This is a genomic window from Desulfovibrio fairfieldensis, assembly GCF_001553605.1.
Classification (GTDB): Bacteria; Desulfobacterota; Desulfovibrionia; order Desulfovibrionales; family Desulfovibrionaceae; genus Desulfovibrio; species Desulfovibrio fairfieldensis.
In genome coordinates this window covers 3,356,569-3,373,297 of the sequence record NZ_CP014229.1, presented here as the reverse complement: position 1 = coordinate 3,373,297, position 16,729 = coordinate 3,356,569, and the positions used below count along the sequence as shown (strand labels likewise).

14 protein-coding genes are annotated in these 16,729 nt (G+C 63.1%); 1 reads left to right on the top strand and 13 read right to left on the bottom strand.

Going from position 1 to position 16,729, the window contains the following annotated elements:
- The 13 genes from AXF13_RS14195 to hisH form a co-directional block, all read right to left on the bottom strand.
- Window positions 1-957 carry an RnfABCDGE type electron transport complex subunit D gene (locus AXF13_RS14195; RefSeq protein WP_062254229.1) on the bottom strand — a complete coding sequence of 319 codons (957 nt, stop codon included), beginning with the start codon at window positions 955-957 and terminating at the stop codon, window positions 1-3.
- Window positions 954-2,234, bottom strand: coding sequence for an electron transporter RnfC (locus AXF13_RS14190; RefSeq protein WP_062254227.1), 1,281 nt, complete (start codon window positions 2,232-2,234; stop codon window positions 954-956). The genes AXF13_RS14195 and AXF13_RS14190 overlap by 4 nt, the downstream gene beginning before the upstream one ends.
- A 7-nt stretch (window positions 2,235-2,241) precedes the next feature.
- Entirely contained in the window at window positions 2,242-3,042 is an 801-nt protein-coding gene (locus AXF13_RS14185; RefSeq protein WP_062254225.1) for a cytochrome c3 family protein, read from the bottom strand.
- A 532-nt stretch (window positions 3,043-3,574) separates the two neighbouring features.
- A complete protein-coding gene (locus AXF13_RS16265; RefSeq protein WP_083522121.1) occupies window positions 3,575-5,095 on the bottom strand; it encodes a sensor domain-containing diguanylate cyclase in 1,521 nt (506 codons plus the stop codon).
- Window positions 5,096-5,337: 242 nt separating this feature from the next.
- Complete coding sequence (locus AXF13_RS14175) at window positions 5,338-6,711, bottom strand: alanine/glycine:cation symporter family protein (RefSeq protein ID WP_062254223.1); 1,374 nt, start codon at window positions 6,709-6,711, stop codon at window positions 5,338-5,340.
- Window positions 6,712-7,149: 438 nt separating this feature from the next.
- The gene (locus AXF13_RS14170) at window positions 7,150-7,902 is read right to left on the bottom strand and encodes a hypothetical protein (protein ID WP_062254220.1); all 753 of its coding nucleotides are present in this window, start codon (window positions 7,900-7,902) and stop codon (window positions 7,150-7,152) included.
- Window positions 7,899-10,013, bottom strand: coding sequence for a L,D-transpeptidase Cds6 family protein (locus tag AXF13_RS14165; protein WP_062254219.1), 2,115 nt, complete (start codon window positions 10,011-10,013; stop codon window positions 7,899-7,901). The genes AXF13_RS14170 and AXF13_RS14165 overlap by 4 nt, the downstream gene beginning before the upstream one ends.
- Window positions 10,014-10,068: 55 nt before the next feature.
- On the bottom strand, window positions 10,069-10,626 hold the full coding sequence (pyrE, locus tag AXF13_RS14160) for an orotate phosphoribosyltransferase (RefSeq protein ID WP_062254217.1): 558 nt from the start codon (window positions 10,624-10,626) through the stop codon (window positions 10,069-10,071).
- 15 nt (window positions 10,627-10,641) lie between these two features.
- A complete protein-coding gene (gene purB / locus AXF13_RS14155; RefSeq protein ID WP_062254215.1) occupies window positions 10,642-11,952 on the bottom strand; it encodes an adenylosuccinate lyase in 1,311 nt (436 codons plus the stop codon).
- A 267-nt stretch (window positions 11,953-12,219) separates the two neighbouring features.
- Entirely contained in the window at window positions 12,220-12,612 is a 393-nt protein-coding gene (locus tag AXF13_RS14150; RefSeq protein WP_223299936.1) for an FmdB family zinc ribbon protein, read from the bottom strand.
- A 554-nt stretch (window positions 12,613-13,166) separates the two neighbouring features.
- Entirely contained in the window at window positions 13,167-14,078 is a 912-nt protein-coding gene (gene larE, locus AXF13_RS14145) for an ATP-dependent sacrificial sulfur transferase LarE (RefSeq protein ID WP_223299935.1), read from the bottom strand.
- 14 nt (window positions 14,079-14,092) lie between these two features.
- Window positions 14,093-14,872 (bottom strand): imidazole glycerol phosphate synthase subunit HisF, encoded by a 780-nt coding sequence (gene hisF / locus AXF13_RS14140; RefSeq protein WP_008682777.1) that lies wholly within the window; start codon window positions 14,870-14,872, stop codon window positions 14,093-14,095.
- Complete coding sequence (gene hisH, locus AXF13_RS14135; RefSeq protein ID WP_062254211.1) at window positions 14,862-15,503, bottom strand: imidazole glycerol phosphate synthase subunit HisH; 642 nt, start codon at window positions 15,501-15,503, stop codon at window positions 14,862-14,864. The genes hisF and hisH overlap by 11 nt, the downstream gene beginning before the upstream one ends.
- A gap of 291 nt (window positions 15,504-15,794) precedes the next feature.
- Between hisH and AXF13_RS14130 the strand changes: the two genes are divergently transcribed.
- Window positions 15,795-16,706, top strand: a complete 912-nt coding sequence (locus tag AXF13_RS14130) for a sulfite exporter TauE/SafE family protein (RefSeq protein WP_062254209.1) — start codon at window positions 15,795-15,797, stop codon at window positions 16,704-16,706.
- The last annotated feature ends 23 nt before the right edge of the window (window positions 16,707-16,729 follow it).

The following is a 16,729-nucleotide window of genomic DNA, read 5'->3' as shown; positions in this document are numbered from 1 at the left end:
CTAACGCGCTCCAAAAGGTTTGGGACGGATCAGATCCAGGAAGGGGGTCAGCAGATTGACCAGCAAAATGGCAAAGGGCGTGCCGTCCGCATAGATGCCGTATTTACGGATGATGATGGTCAGCGTGCCGCCCATCAGGCCGTAAATGAACATGGGCAGCGGCCTGGAGGGCGCATTGGCCGTCTCCGTGGCCAGAAAGAAGCCGCCCAGCATCACCGAGCCGGTGCAGAGATGGAAAAAGGGCGAGGCGTCCACGGCCGGGTCCAGCATATTATAGAGGGCCGCCAGCCCGACCACGCCGAGAAAGAAGCCCAGGGAAATCTGCCAGCGGATGATGCCGCGCGCGGCCAGGAAGGAACCGCCCAAGAACAGCGCGCCTACCTGGGTCGCGCCCAGGCCGCCGATCTGTTTGCCCAGCAGCAGATCCGTGAAGGGAATGGACTCCGCCGCCGCGGGGCCGAAATATTTGAGCCGGATCAGCGGGTCCGCGAAATCCGTGGCGAGCTGCATGGCGTTGGGATCCATGAGCAGGGGAAAGGACACGAACAGAACGGCCCAGCCCACCAGCGGCGTGTTTACCGGATTGGCGCCCAGGCCGCCGAAGGCCATTTTGCCCAGGGTCACGGCGATGAACGCGCCCAGCATGACCAGCCACCAGGGCGCGGCGGCGGGCAGCAGAAAGGCCAGCAGCAAGCCGGAATTGACCGCCGTGAAGTCGTCCACCGAGAGTTCGCGGCCCATGGCTTTCTGGCAGAGCGCCTCGGTGAGCACGGCGGTGGCCACGCACAGGGCCATGACCCGCGCCGCGGGCAGGCCCCAGTTCCATATGGACATGATGATCGCCGGGGCGAGGCCCGCCAGCATATACAGGCTGGTCTGGCGGATGGTGCGCCCGCAGTGCCAGTAAGGCGGGGCGCTCATGGCCAGAAGCACGGGCGTGGCGGCTGCGGACATCATTCACCTCCCTGTTTGGCGGCGGCCCCGTCGCTGAAGGGCGGCGTCAGGGGCCGTAATTCCTGAAGTTTGGCCGCGGTGTCGGCCTGGGCCAGTTTATGCTTGGACAGGCGGATGTATTGCAGCACGGGCCGCCGGGCAATGCAGACATAACCGCACAGCCCGCACTCCAGGCAGCATTCGATACGTTCGGCGCGGTTGCGCTCGTGCAGGGCGAATTCGGCGTAACGGCTGAGAAAGCCGGGACTCAGCCGGGCCGGGCAGATCAGCGTGCAGGCGCCGCAGTTGATGCAGGGGCTGTGCCCCTCCATGGGCGGAATGGTGCCCGCCTCCACCACAAAGACGCCGGTGGAGCCCTTGGTCACGCTGCGGTCCAGTTTGTCCAGGCTTTCGCCGCGCAACGGGCCGCCGCGCACCAGGGTGTCGCCGTTTTTCAGCTCAATGTTGGCGAACTCCAGCAGCTCGCCGATGGTGCTGCCCTCTTTGACGATGTAATTGCCCGAGTGCTCGAAGCTGCCGATGGTCACCACGGTTTCAATGAGCGGCAGGCCGGTGCGGGCCACCCGGCCCAGGCTCCAGACATTGTGCAGGCCCACGATGCCCACGCCCTCGGGATTTTCCTTGCCGGTGACGGCCTTGATCACCAGGGCATTGATGCTGGCCGGATACTGGGACGGCACAGGAGCCACCTCGATATCATGGTGGTGCAGGCGCATTTCCTTGGGCACGGCCAGCAGAATTTTTTCCGCCGGGGAAAGGCGGCGCAGCACTTCCAGGCCGGCCTTGAGATTGTCCAGGTGGGTGAGCAGCATGGGCTCGGCCCAGGTCACGCCCGGGTCCGGATTCAGGCCGTTGATGATCAGGGTCTTGCAGTCCTGGCCCAGGGAACGGGTGTTCAGACCCAGGCTCTTGAGAACCAGGCCCAGTTCCGCGCCGCGCTCCGGCAGGGAAAGCAGATCCAGCTTGTCCCTTTCCACGGCTTCGGCGGCCAGGCGCTGTTCCTCGTTGGGCTCCACGGCCTCCACAAAGATGCTGCGCTCGTTTATTTCGCAAATGCGGCCGAAAATGGGCGAAAAGGCGTCGCCCTTGAGCGGCGAGGGATGCACGGCCAGGCGCATGCGCGGATGGACCAGGGTTTTCTTGGTCACCCCTTCCACCAGCTTGAAACCCTCGCGGTTCAGGCGCACCAGGCGCGGCTCTGGCCCGGTACTGAAACGCTGCGTCACCCCATACAGCAGATGGAAACGAGGGTCGTTCAACATCTGGAATAACTCTTTCATCCCCGCCTCACTTGCTGGTATGGCACTGCGCGCACTGTTGCTTGCCGTAGGGGCCCTTCTTCAGCTTTTCGTGGCAGCCCATGCACAGCTTGTGATAGGCGTCCATGCGGCCGGGGATGAGCTTTTCCGCGGGCAGACCGTGGCAGACGGCGCAATTGGTGAACATGGGATTGAGCTTGACCAGGCCCTGCCTGGGCAGGATGTCGCGCACGGCCGTCTGGCTGTGGCACTGGGCGCAGCCCTTGGCCTTGGCGGCGAACATTTCCTCGTGGCAGGTCACGCAACGGGCGTGCACGGCGTCGGCCAGATCGGGCGGCGTGCCCTTTTCGGCCTTCTGTCCCGTGGGCGCGCCGGAGTCATGGCAGTCCGCGCAGTTCTGCGGCTCAGGCTCGATGTCGGTATTCTTGTGGTGGCATTCGCGGCAGTCCACCCCGTATTCTTCCTGATGCTTCTTGTGCCCCCACTTCTTGGCCCCGAGCTCATAGTGGTGACAGGTGGCGCAGGAAGCGTTGTCGTTGAAGGCCGCCACGTGATTCTTTCTGAAGGCCGCGTCGAACGACGCGCCGTGACAGGATTCGCAACGCTGTACGTTTTCCCGTTTGACCGGACTTTCATGGTGGCACTTCTGACAGGGGATTTTCTGCTGAAAGGCATGGTCCGCATGCTGAAAAACCACCGGTCCGCCGGCGTTGTCCAGCAGGACGCGCTGGGGCACGGCTTCGTGCGGCTCGGGCAGTACATAGCCCACCACGGCCACCGCCGCCAGAACGGCTGTCAACAACGCTATGGGAAGATAACGCTTTTGCAACGCTGCACCCCTTCAGTAAGAACAGTTGCGCGGCGGGAACCGCGTACCGACCCGCGTGGAGCGGCCTTGCGGCCGTCCGGCCGCTCCGCTCCAAAAACCGCGACAATCTTCCGCCGCCGGCCCGGAGCAGCGTGGACCCGTTCAGCCGCTGCCGCACTGCGGTTGGCGGCTGAAGGCGGCCCGGCTTGAAGTTGGCTGCAACTTCAAAGCGAACCCGCTCTTGCCCATTGCGACGCAACAGTGAAACCATATTGTGGTGAGAATTCTTTGAGCTTTATAGCAAGGTTTTTCCCTTTTGGGAAGGCATGTTACACAAATTCATGCTGCTCCATTTTTCACGAGCCGCGCCACGCGAAACAAAAGCCGCGCGATTGGCCGCGTCACAAATTGTTTGTTTATTCAATGAACACACAAAAAACGTCCTCCCCTCTCGCCGGAGACGGAAACAGGAACAGCGGGCGCGCCCGCCGCAGGGCACGGCAACGCCAGCGCGACAAAAACCCGGGAGCAGGCCACGGCATTGCCGCGCCGCTCATTCGTGGACGGAGAAGCCACCCCTGCCTTGTGACTTGGCTTTGTACAGGGCCAAATCCGCGGCACGCAAGGCTTCGTCAAAAGAGAATGCGCCGCAGGGATACGGGCATATGCCGATACTCGTGCCGTAGACATAATTCTTGCCGCGCCCCTTGACGCTGCCCCGCTGGTTTTGGAGCAGCTTTTCGGCAAGCTCCGGAATATCGGAGGCGCTTTGCAGCGGCACGAAGAGCACAAATTCGTCGCCGCCGTAGCGGCAAGCCAGGCCGTGATGTTCTTCCGCAAACGACGCAAGACTGTCCGCGAAGTCGCGTAACGCCTTGTCCCCGGCCTCATGGCCCAGATTGTCGTTGATGGGTTTCAGCCTGTCCATATCGAGAAAGAAAACACCATGGAGCCGATCCGGAGCCTCTTCAAGAAGTTCGTTGATCTGCTGATGGAAAAGATGGCGCGTGGGCAAGCCGGTGAGCATATCAAACAGGCCACGACGCGAAATCTTGATGAGGTCGCCGGCGTTTTCCATGGATAACGGCTCGGAATCGCGGATGCTCTTGTTCAGATCTATCACATGACGGACGATATTGTCGACCGGCGCGAAGGATTTGCGGCCGTTGCGCAGAAGCAACACAAAGAACAGGGCGTAGAGCAACGTCTGAACGCCGAAGCTCCACAGCATGGGGTACATGGTGGGCAGCATCGGCACGCGGTGGATGAGCGTCCACTTGCTGTCGGCCACAGTGGTGAAAAAGGTGAAAGTCAGCCGTCCCTCGAAAAAACAGATAAAGCTGCCGCTGCGCCGGTTCGCGATATCATCAAGAAACCGCTGACGGCTGCCGCCGATCAGAAAGGTTTCCTGATCCACCAGATTTTTTATATCCATCATCAGCTTGTTGGCATCCGGATGGGCGATGATTGAACGACGGCTGTCGACCAGAAGATAATAGCCGTTTTCATAGCGGGCGCGGAACGGCGGCAACTGGCTCATATGTGCCAGCGGTGTGGTGACGAAACAGATGCTGATGACCTTGCCGTCTTTCTTGATCGGCATGAACTGGGTGAAATTCATGTCGCCCGTGGCCCCGGCGGGAAAGGGATCGCTGAGTTCCCGTTTGCCGGTGCGCATGATCCGGGGGATATAGTCACGCTTCAGTTTGGCGATTTTGGGCCGCAATGTGCTGGAAATGGTGCCGTCCGGGTCCACCACGCCGATCATCCAGAACTTGAAGGCATCGGCGTAGGTTTTCATGCTCATGGCGCGGTCCAGGACGGAAATGCCGGTATCCTGGATCAGGGGCTGGTTGCTCATGCCTTCAAGCAGATTGTAGGTCGCCTCAAGCCGGGATGTGAGGTTCTCGGCCAGAGCCATGGTGGAGTTCTCGGCCGTGGTCTTGATAAAAAGATACCCGGCGTAAAGCGTACTGCCGAGGCTGATGCAGACGAACGCCCCGAACACCAGCCAGAGGCTTCTGGAAAAAAGCCCGCTGCCCGTGCCGGTGAAATGTGGTTTTTTGCAGATCATTGCAAACGGGACGGTAAAAATTACTGAATAAAATCTTTCGTATTCCTGTGACAGTAGACAACTATTTATGAAAAATCCATGTGCAATTTTCGTAAAAATACTATTTTTTCTCAATAAAAGAAGGTTATTTTTTGTATCCGGAAAAAACGAGTGCGCCCGGACATCAAGGGATGTCCAGGCGCACTGTCCGTGCAGTTCGGCGGCCGGGAGGCCGCCGGACCGCACATTATCGCAGGTTGAGGCTACAGGACGAAACGCGGGTCCTTCTTGACTTCCTCGCGCACGATCTTGAACAGCACGGGGCTGAGCAGGATGATGCCGATAATGTTGGGGAAGGCCATCAGGGCGTTGCCGATGTCGGCCAGCAGCCAGACCAGGTCCAGGGCCAGAACGGCGCCCAAAGCCACGGCGCAGACATAGATGACGCGGAAAGGCTTCTGAGCCCTGTCGCCGAAGAGGTAAATGACGCAACGTTCGCCGTAGACGCACCAGCCCAGGGCGGTGGTAAAGGCGAAAAGCGTAAGACAGAAGGTCACGCCGTATTCGCCGAAGCCGGGCAGATTGTACTGGAAGGCCGCCGCGGTCAACACCCCGCCGCCCATTCCGGAACTCCAGAGGGGCTGGCCGACGGGGTCCAGGGACACCAGGATCACGAAGCCGGTCATGCTGCACACGATGATGGTGTCAATGAACACGTCCAGCATGCCGATGGAGGCCTGCACCAGGGGGGACTCGGCCGTGGATGCGGCGTGGGCCATGGGCGCGGAACCGAGGCCGGCTTCATTGGAGAAAACGCCGCGGGCCATGCCCATACGGATAGCCATCATCACCGAAGCGCCCACAAAGCCGCCCTGGGCCGCCGTGGGCGTGAAGGCGTCGGAAATCACCCACCAGAAAACAAAGGGCACGCGATCGATGTTCATGAAGATGATGACCAGGCACATGACGATATAAATCACGGCCATGAAGGGCACCAGCTTGCCGGCCACCGCGCCCACGCGCTTGACGCCGCCGACGAGCACGATACCCGCGAAGAAAAGCAGGCCCAGCGCCGTGCCCCATTCCGGCACGTGCACGGTCTTGGCCAGATTCACGCTGATGGAGTTGGCCTGGACCATGGCCCCGATGCCGAAGCAGGCTATCATGCCGAACACGGCAAAGGACGTGGCCAGCCAGATATAGTTCTTGCCCAGGCCGTTCTTGATGAAGTACATGGCCCCGCCCACCCAGTTGCCGGCCGGGGTCTTTTCACGGAAGTGCACGGAGAGCAGCACTTCCGAAAATTTGGTCATCATGCCCACCAGGGCGGTCACCCACATCCAGAACAGCGCGCCCGGCCCGCCGAGCGTGATGGCCGTGGCCACGCCCACGATATTGCCGGTGCCGATGTCCGCCGCCAAGGCGGTCATCAGGGCGTTCCAGGGTGAAACTTCACCATGTTCGGACTGATGCTTGCGGCCTTCCCACAAGCATTTGTAAGCCCTGACCCAGTTCCGGAAAGAGAAAAACCGCAGGCTGACAGTCAGGTACAGGCCCGTGCCCACCAGCAGGACCAGCATGATCGGGCCCCAGACCACATTGCTGACCTCTTGCAAAAAACCATACAATGCTTCCATCGCCACCTCCGCATGTTCACAATTCCAGCGCCGGCCCGTGGACCGGCATCGTTCCCGCAGAGAACGCCCCCTCACACGTTTTATGGAATAGTACGATGGTACACCGGAAAAAAGAAAAGAGGCAAGCGCTTTTTACTATTGAGTGTTCGATCAATGGCGCCCGGCAGCAGAGCAAGCGGGTTGTCATACCACAAGGCATGCACGCAAAAAAGTTTCACAGCGTGCATAAAAGAAGCGGGACGGGGGGAAGTTGCGGAATACGGCGCGGCCCAAAGGCAGCCGCAACAAAGAGGGATTTTGTCTTTCGGCGGAATCCGAAGAGTATGACAGTAAAATGTCCTGCCCCGGACTACAATGCAACAGGCGGGTTTCCGGAAAGGCCTGTCAGAATGTGGCCTGCCACAGAGAGAGGGCGAAAGGACAATTTAAAAACTGCTCCTAATGCTCCACGGCGAAAATATTGCGGTAAGCCACGGCCTGATCCTGGCTTTTGACCTCCAGGATGATCTGGGCGTTGACCAGGCTCAGGCGTTCGGGCAGGCGGGCCACCATGACCGTGCGTTTGAAACGGCTGATGCGGAAATTGCCCACGTCGTCCGGGTCAAAAGAAAGCGTGTGCTTCTGGCCGTCCGCCGTCACCAGGGTCGCCAGCACCGTGCCGGAAGCCAGTCTCTGAGCGTCGGCATTACGCAGATCCAGGGCAATGCGCAGCTTGCCGCCGCGCAGGGCGCGGGCCTGTACATTGCCCACCTTCACGTAGCCCGTGTCGATGGCCGGAAATTCCTCATGGCCCGGCCCCTCACTCATGGCCGGAGCGCCTTCGGGAGCCGAAGCGGCCTCCGCGCCGGAGGCCTGGGGCGGCGTTTCAGCCTGCTCGGCGCTGGCCAGTTTGCGCAAGACCAGCTCCCGGCCCTGCACGCCTTCCTCGCGCAGCAGTTCCTCCAGATTTTCCAGCCGCTCGGCTGTGGCCTGGGCCGTCTGATAGTCACTTTCAAAACGCAGCACGTTTTCGCGCAGGGCCCTGTTTTCCTGCCAGAGCCGCCAGGTCTGCCAGCCCAGCACGCCGCAAACCAGCGGCAGGCAGGCGAAAAAGGCCAGCATCAGGAAAAAACGGCCCCGGCGCACGCGAAAGCTGTGCCGGGGGCCGTTGTCACGCATAAAGATGATGCAGAGCCGCTCCCGATATCTCAAGGCAGAGTCCTCTGCGCACTCCGGCGGGATGCCGCGGCGCTCTGTCCGGCCGGGGCCGGGGCAGCCGGAGCCTGGGGGGCCCAATCCTCGCGCTGGATGCGCCAGTTTTTACCGTCAAAACGCAACAACAAGGTCTTGGTGCCCCGGTCGGTGTGGCCCGCGCTGTCCGCATACGTTTGGCTCATGTCCGCACGGATGCCGTGCTTGTCCATGGCCAGGCGAAGGCCGGAAAGTTGCACCAAGGTGGGCTTGACCCGCGCCCAGAGAGTTTCCTTCTGGCGACGGATGTTCTTGGCCCCCCAACGGCCCTGCTGCACGGCGTCGGCGGCGTAAAAACCCATGTAGTCATCCAGGCGGCCCCCCTCCCAGGCCTTGCGCCAGGATTCCAGATCCGCGCTGACAGCGGCGCTGACGTCCTCCAGATAGTTGGCGGCCAAGCCCAGTTCGGCGGGCTTGAATTCCGACCCCACAATACGGAAGCTCCCGTCCGCCTCCCTGCGCCACCAGAAGGTGCGCACGCCCTGCTCCGTGCCGGTGGGCCCGACCACAAGTTGTTCGCTGCGGCTTACGGCCAACGGACCCTGAATCTCAAGAACAGGCGCGCGGCTGATCAGGCTCAGCCAGGGGGCGCGGAACTGACGCTCCAACTCGCGCTGCACGCTGTTGTAGGAATGCCCGCGCGGCACGCCGGGCACACGATTATACTGCTGTTGATCATACAGGGCGGCGATGTCGGCGGAACGCGCGGCAAAGGCCTTGTTCCAGGCTTGCACGGCCTTTTCCAGCGCGGCGCGCGTCTCCGGGTTCAGGGCCGGAGCCACCGGCTGCGCGGCAGGGGCCGGGGCTTCGGGCGTAACGGGCGCGGATGACGCCGGCGCTGCGGGGGCAGCCGCGGTCTCGGGAGCAGCGGGAATTACAGGGGCAGTGGGAACCGGAGCGGGCGCGGCGGCGGGGGATTCTCCCTGGGCGGCATCCATGCCCGGCTTGGCGCCCCAGTTGATTTCAGCGGGCGGCGGCGCGGGAGCGCGGCGGGGAACCAGGGGTTCGCTGACGGCCAGCAGTTTTTCGGCCACGGCCGCCGGAGGCGCGGCGGGCGCGGTTTTTTCGTCCGGGGCTTCGGGCATGTCCAGGCGCGGCGGCAGGGGCGCTTCGGAAGAAGCATCCGTGGCCACGGGCACGCTCGCGGCCACCAGGCGGCCTTTCTGGAAATCGGCGCGCATGCCCACATCGCGCGGGGTCCATTCCATGCCCACGATACGGAATTTTTTGTCCTTGCCGCGCTGCCAGTACAAACGGCGCACGCCTTCGGTGGAGAGATTGGAAGCGGCGTAGAACTGCTCGGCCCAGGTCACCCAGTAGCCCGGCCCTTCCAGGGCATGGATCTCACGATTATAGATCTTGACGAAGCCGAGCATCTTGAACAGGCGTTCCTTGTTCTGACGGAAAGCCGAGAAGTTCTCGGTGGCTTTGGAGTAGGATTCGGGGTCGTAATAGTCGAACATCTTGCGCGAACGCGCGGCCCAGGCGTTGCTCCAGGCCTGCATCAGGCGGCGCAGCTCGCGCGCCGTGCCGTTGTCCGGCTGGGGAACCTTGCTTTCGTCCAGTTGCTCGGCCAGCACCACGGCCGTGCCGGGCGTGAGCTGCGGACCCACCGTATCGATTTCTTTCAGGCCGATAGCCACGCAGCCGCGCGTGGGCACCAGGCCGAAGCCCTTGCTGTGAATCCAGATGCCGTGCCCGGTCTTGCCGCGCAGCCGGTCCACGGGGTTGGGATAGTTGAGGGTATAGGCGATGCCCCCGTATTCCTTGAAGTCCAGGCCGCTGGCGATTTTGTATTCCACAAAATAGATGCCCTCGGGCGTGCGCAGGTCATTGAGTTCCTGTTTGTCGCCCGCCAGCTGGCCCGTGACGCAGGGGAAGGAATATTTGAGTTTGAGAGGGCTTTTTTTCTCGAAAAAAAGGAAGGCGCGTCGATTTTTGTCCACCGCCACCAGATGAGAAGGCAGGCCTTCATTATACAGGTTGGCCTGCCAGTTGTCGGCACAGGCCGGAGCAACCGTTACGACGGCGAGGGCCAAGGACAGCGCCAGCCCCACCAGCAACCTGGACATGGACGCGCGAAGAGACGCCGCAACAGCGGCGCGGCAGGGAAGCCCGGCTCCGGCCTCAGCGGGCCAGATCGACCAGCTCCTTGCGTGTGAAAAGCGCCAGCAGGTCGTAGCCCGCCTCTTGCAGCTTTTCACGTCCCCCCTCCTCTCTGTCCAGGATGGCGCAGACGGCGGCAATGGACAAATCGGCCGCGCGCACCCGGTCACAGGCCTTGAGCAGCGAACCGCCAGTGGTGACCACATCCTCCAGCATGGCGACGGAATCGCCGGCGCTGAAATTGCCCAGCCCTTCCACAAACTGTCCGGTGCCGTGGCCCTTGGCCTCCTTGCGCACCAGCAGCCCGTGCAGCGGCCGCCCCTGCTCATGCGAAATAACCGTGGTGGCGGAAACCAGCGGGTCCGCGCCCATGGTCATGCCGCCCACGCCCTTGATGTCCAGGCCCTTGAGCATGTCGTTGAACAGCGTGCCGATGAGCCAGGCCCCTTCGGCGTGCAGGGCCGTGACCCGGCAGTCAAAATAGTAATCGCTCCTGCGGCCCGAAGCCAGCACAAAATCCCCCTCGCGGTAGGATTTTTCCACCAGCAGGCGGGCCAGACGGCGCTTGAGTTCCAGCATGGCGTTGCTCCCGGCTCAGTTTTCCGCCGCATCGGCGCTGAAGACGCGCGTGAAGACGGCGTCCTCGTGTTGCAGATAATAGGCCGGGTCGAACAACTCCGCCAGGGCGGCTTCGCCCAGGCGGGCGCGCATGTCCGCGTTCTCCCGCACCAGGTCCGGGAAGGGACGGCGGGTTTCCCAGCTCTGCATGGCAAGACGCTGCACGGCCTCATAGGCCTGCTGGCGGGGCAGTCCGGCGGCGATCAGGGCCGTGAGCACCCGCTGCGAGAAATACAAGCCGAAGGAACGCTCCATATTTTCGCACATGCGCTCGGGCTTGACAACCAGGCCGGACAGCAGACGGGCCAGGCGGGTCAGCACGTAATCGGCCAGAATGGTGGAATCGGGCATGATCACCCGTTCCACCGAGGAATGGCTGATGTCGCGCTCATGCCAGAGGGCCTGGTTTTCCAGGGCCGCCAGGGCGTTGGAGCGCAGCAGGCGCGAAAGGCCGCTCATGTTTTCGGCGGAAATGGGATTCTTTTTGTGCGGCATGGCCGAAGAGCCCTTCTGGCCCTTGGCGAAACCTTCTTCCACTTCCAGCACTTCGGTGCGCTGGAGGTGGCGCAGCTCCACGCAGAGCCGCTCCACGCCCCCGGCCATGATCGCCAGGGAAGTGAAAAAATGGGCGTAGCGGTCGCGCTGGATGATCTGGGTGGAGTGCGGGTCCACCTTGAGACCCAGACGGCTGAGGGCCTTCTGCTCCAGCTCCGGCGAAAGGAAGGCATACGTGCCCACCGCGCCGGAGATTTTGCCCACGCGCACGCTTTCCAGGCCCGCTTCCACCCGTTTGAGGTGGCGCGCGAATTCCGCGTAAAAACCGGCCATTTTCAGGCCGAAGCTGGTGGGCTCGGCGTGGATGCCGTGGGTGCGGCCCATGCAGAGCACGCCCTTGTGGCGGCGGGCCAGGTCTTCCAGAGTTTCCAGCAAGGCGCGCAGATCTTTGAGAATCAGCTCCCCGGCCTGGACCAGCAACAGGGCGTTGGCCGTGTCCACGATATCGGATGAGGTGCAGCCCAGATGGATGAAGCGGGCCTCGGGCCCCACTTTTTCCTCCAGGGAAGTCAGAAAGGCGATGACGTCGTGGCGTGTGGTTTCCTCAATGGTCAGGATGCGCTCCACGTCGATGTCCGCCTTGTCGCGGATCGTCTTCACGGCTTCCGCCGGGACGCGTCCCAGCTCGGCCCAGGCCTCGCACACGGCCACTTCCACCGCGAGCCATGCCCGATAGCGGTTTTCCAGGGTCCAGATCCGACCCATTTCCGGCCGGGTGTAGCGTTCGATCATGGCTTCCCCTTTAGAAATCTTGCGCTTAAGCTTGCCGCGCGCCGCCTGGGCATTCAGCGCTTGAAATGCCCCGACGCTTCGCGCCGCGAATTTTCCCGAAAAAGCCGCACAAAGCGCGGTTGCCGTCACAACCGTCCTGGGGTCTGACCGCAAAAATTTCGAGCATTGGCATGCTCTCAATTTTCACTGACTCACGGCGGCCATGCCACCGCGACACCCTACGGATTTTGTGTGTCTAACATTTCAAATTAGCCGCCAGGTTCCGGGCTATGAAGCCGCCGCGCCGCCCTTGGGCTTGGCGGCCTTGGACGGAGGCGCGGCTTTGGCGACGGCTTTTTCCGCCGGGGCGCTCTTTTCCGCGGTTGCGGGCGCAGCCTCGGCCTTGTCGGTTTTGGCCGCCTCGGCGGGCTTGGCCTCTCCGGCGGACGCGTCGGAAGCGGAACCCGCCGGAGCGCCGCCGTCCTCAGAAATGCCCTTGCGGTAACCGTAGTCGCTCACATACCAACCGCCGCCCTTGAGCACAAAGGACGTCTGCGAAATAATCCGGGGCGAAGGCGTGCCGCAGTCGGGACAGGGCTCCTGCCCATGCGCGTCCGACGCCTTGACCCACTCCTCAAACACGCGCTGACACTTGGGACATTGATATTCGTAAATAGGCATGATGACGCCGATGACGGCCTGTTCCATTGTAACGGAACAACCGCTGTGTTGGAGTGACGCGCCCCTTCGGACCGGGCGCGAAGGTCCGCGGGGCGATCGCCGCCGCGCCGCCTTGCGGCTTACCGCCACAGCAGATACTGCTTTTCCGCCGCCCGTCAAGGGGCGAGGATCCTGTCAGCACGGGATCCGCCGGAATAAGCAGAAAAATCCACGCCGAATGCACGCGCCCCGCGAGGGGAGCGCGGACGGCGCAGATCGGGCGGCATACCGGTTGTTGGCACTGCGGAAAACCGCTGACCGAAAGGACATGAACCCGTTATAAGGCGCATCCCCCGCGACATTCGCCCCGTGAAAAGACGACATTCCGCAGCCGCCGGAACAAAGTGGCTTTGAAAGGCTGCTTTGCCCTAGGCCTTGGCCGCGGCCTTGGCTTCGCGCGCGCGCAGCTTCAGGCGCTCGGCGCGACGTTGACGGCGACGATCCAGCTCTTTTTTCCGTTCGATTTTCTTATGTGCCATGATAGTTCCTCCAAATGAACCCATATGATTAAGCGGTTATTCATAGACCTTTTCAATTGCAAAGTCCAGCCCCGGCCCGATTCCGCTGTCACAGGCCGCACATGACCCGTCAAAAAAACCGCTGACCTTGTCCGTCAGGCGTATCTCGCAGGGGGCGAAACCGTGCTCGGACAAAACAGCTTCGGCCAAAGGCCCCGCATTGCCGGGCAGGCGCGTGACCTGGAGCAGGGGGGCGGGCGTAAGGCGCAGACGAAAATCTCCCCAAACCGGCGCACTGTCCGGCGTACCACCCGGCGCGTGCCCAGGCGCTGACAATTGCGCCAGGGCTGATTCGGCCCGCGCCAGCCGCGCCAGCGTTCCGGCATCCGGGGAAAGGCCGTAGGCCAGACGGGTCAGCAGGCAGGGGCGGGCCTTCTGCTCCGGCCTGTCCAGCCCCGTGGACGCGGCCAGGGCGCGGATGGTTTCCTTGGACAGCCCGGCTTCGGCCAGCGGCGAACGCACCCCGGCTTCGGCCAGAGCCCGCAGTCCGGGCCGAAAGGCGCGCAGATCGTCGGCATTGCTGCCGTCGCAGAGCAGGCGACGGCTTTCGTCCCGCTCGCCCTCCGTTTCCCGCAAAGCCATGCGCAGGGTCGTGATAAGTCCCTTTTTACAGCCGTAGCAGCGCTCCCGGCTGTTGGCCGCCACCTCCGGCAGCGCCAGGGGGTCAAAATCCACCAGAAGCAAGGGCAGGGAATTCTCCCGCGCCCATTGCGCGGCCTGCGCGCTCTCTTCCGGCGGAATGTGCGGCCCGCGCGCGTGCAAAGCCAGCACGTCGCAACCGCAGAGCCGGGCCGCATGGCAGAGAAAGCGGCTGTCCAGGCCGCCGGAAAAGGCCACGGCCAGCGGCGGCAGACCGCGCAGGGCCGCGGCAAAGGCTTCGGGCAGGACTATGGGCAGGTCTTCGGGCAAGTTTGGGCCCCCGGCTACCACGTCAGCCGCACCTTCGCTCCCCGGGCGGCCATATCTTCCTTGCACCGGCGGATGCTGTACTCCCCGTAATGCACGATGGAGGCGATCAGGGCCGCCGACGCGCCGCCCTCGCTCACGGCTTCGTACATATGCCGGGGTTCGCCCGCGCCGCCCGAGGCAATGACCGGAATGGACACGGCGTCCACAATGGCGCGGGTCAGCTTGAGCTCGTAACCGTCCTTGGTGCCGTCGGCATCGATGGAATTGACGCAGAGCTCGCCCGCGCCCAGATCCTGACAGCGCCGGGCCCAGGCCAGGGCGTCCAGGCCCATGCGGGCGCGGCCGCCGTGGATCACGATCTCATAGCCCGAAGGGATGGCCTCGCTCACGGGCACGGCCAGCACGTCCATGCCCACCACAATGGCCTGGGAGCCGAAGGCCTCCGCGCCCTCGCTGATGATGCGGGGATTCTTCACCGCCGCGGAGTTGACCGAAACCTTTTCCGCCCCGGCCAGGAGCACGGCGCGCATGTCCGCCACGGTGGCGATGCCGCCGCCCACGCTGAAGGGGATAAAGATCTGCTCGGCCACCCGCTCCACCACATCCAGAAAGATGCCGCGCGCCTCGGCCGAGGCCGTGATGTCGTAAAAAACGATTTCGTCGGCCCCTTCCTCATAATAGCGCCGGGCGCTTTCCACCGGGTCGCCGATGTCCTGGTTGCCCGCGAACTTCACGCCCTTGGTCAGCCGCCCGTTGCGCACGTCCAGGCAGGGAATCACCCGTTTACTGAGCATGGCGCGCCTCCCGGCAGTATTCGTAAAAATTGCGCAGCAGGGCCAGGCCGGGCCGCCCGCTTTTTTCCGGATGGAACTGCGCGGCCCAGAGCCCGTCGCGGCCATACAGGGAGCAGAACTCCCGGCCGTAAACCGTGGTGGCGATGACAAGGGCGGGGTCCGGCTCCACATAATAGCCGTGCACGAAATAGAATTCCGCCGTGGGCTCCACGCCCGCCAGCAGGCGGCAGGGCGTTGCCGCGCGCAGGCTGTTCCAGCCCATGTGCGGCACGGGCGCGGGACTGCCGTCCTCCTGCCGGAGATTGTCCTCGAAACGACGGCAGACGCCGGGCACCAGGCCCAGGGTGGGCATGTCGTTTTCCTCGCTGCGCTCCAGCAGGATCTGGCAGCCCAGGCAGACGCCCAGCAGAGGCTGGCCCACGGCCACGGCACGGCGCAGGGCCGCGTCCAGCCCGGCCTCGTTCAGGGCCCGCATGGCCTGCCCGGCAGCGCCCACGCCGGGAAAAATGATGCCCCGCGCGCTTTCCAGCAGGGCCGGGTCCGCCGTGACGGCGCAGGGAATGCCCAGATGTTCCAGGGCACGGCGGACGCTCGTCTGATTGCCCGCCTTGTAGTCCAGGATCGCCAGCATATGTGTTCCTTGGTTACGGTGCCGCCCGCGCGAAAGCGCGGGTTTGCGCGCCGAATATAGCCGGTTCGGGAGCGGCAGGCAATGCGGGGTGGAGCAAGGGGCAGGGGATGACATTTTTTATAATCACGCTTATTATGGAAACCGTGATTATCAATATCCATATTTCCAGTCATGTCCGGACAGGCTCAACATTTTGCCCATAAGCTGATACACCAGATCGTTGCCGCCGGCCCAGCCGGAGCAATGACGCCCACGCCGGGATTCACACGCCCAACCCCACGGGAGGCGGCCATGTATTTTCCCACCGCCGGTATTGAATGCTCCCCCTTTGTTCCTTTTGCCGTGGCACTGGGTGTTTCCTTTTTCACCTCCATGGGCGGCGTTTCCGGCGCGTTTCTGCTTTTGCCGTTCCAGATGAGCGTGCTGGGCTACGTCAACCCCAGCGTCAGCGCCACCAACCAGTTTTTCAACGTGCTGGCCTGCCCCGCCGGGGTTTGGCGCTATTGGCGCGAAGGCCGTCTGCTCTGGCCTCTGACCCTGGTGGTGGCTCTGGGCACCCTGCCCGGCGTGTTCGCCGGAGCGCTCATCCGCATCAATCTGCTGCCTGATCCCCGCCACTTCAAAATCTTCGCAGGCCTGGTGCTGCTGTACGTGGCCGCGAAAATGCTGCGCGACCTGTTGTCCCGACGACGGCATCCGTCCGGCGGCACGAGCCGGGCCGCAAGCCCGGCGGCGCGGCTGACGACCGGGGGCAGTTGCCAGGTCCTGTTCTGGAACACCCGTATACTGGCTTTTAGCTTTCAGGACCAGGAATACCGCATTTCCTGCCGGGGCATTGTGCTGCTCAGCCTGATCGTGGGCCTGGTGGGCGGCGTATACGGCATCGGCGGCGGGGCCATCATGGCGCCCTTTCTGGTCTCCTTTTTCGGTCTGCCGGTTCACGCCGTGGCCGGGGCCTCGCTTTTCGCCACCTTTCTGACCTCCGTGGCCGGAGTCGGCTTTTACAGCCTGCTGGCCCCGCTCCATCCCGGCCTGGCTGTGGCCCCGGACTGGCGGCTGGGCCTCCTGCTGGGCCTGGGCGGCATGGCGGGCATGTATCTGGGCGCGCGCTGTCAGAAACACATCCCGGCCACGGCCCTGAAATATCTGCTGGCGGGCATTTTGCTCTTTACAGCAGCCCGCTATCTGGGCCAAGCTCTCTGAGTTTCGCGGCACGACCGCCGCTG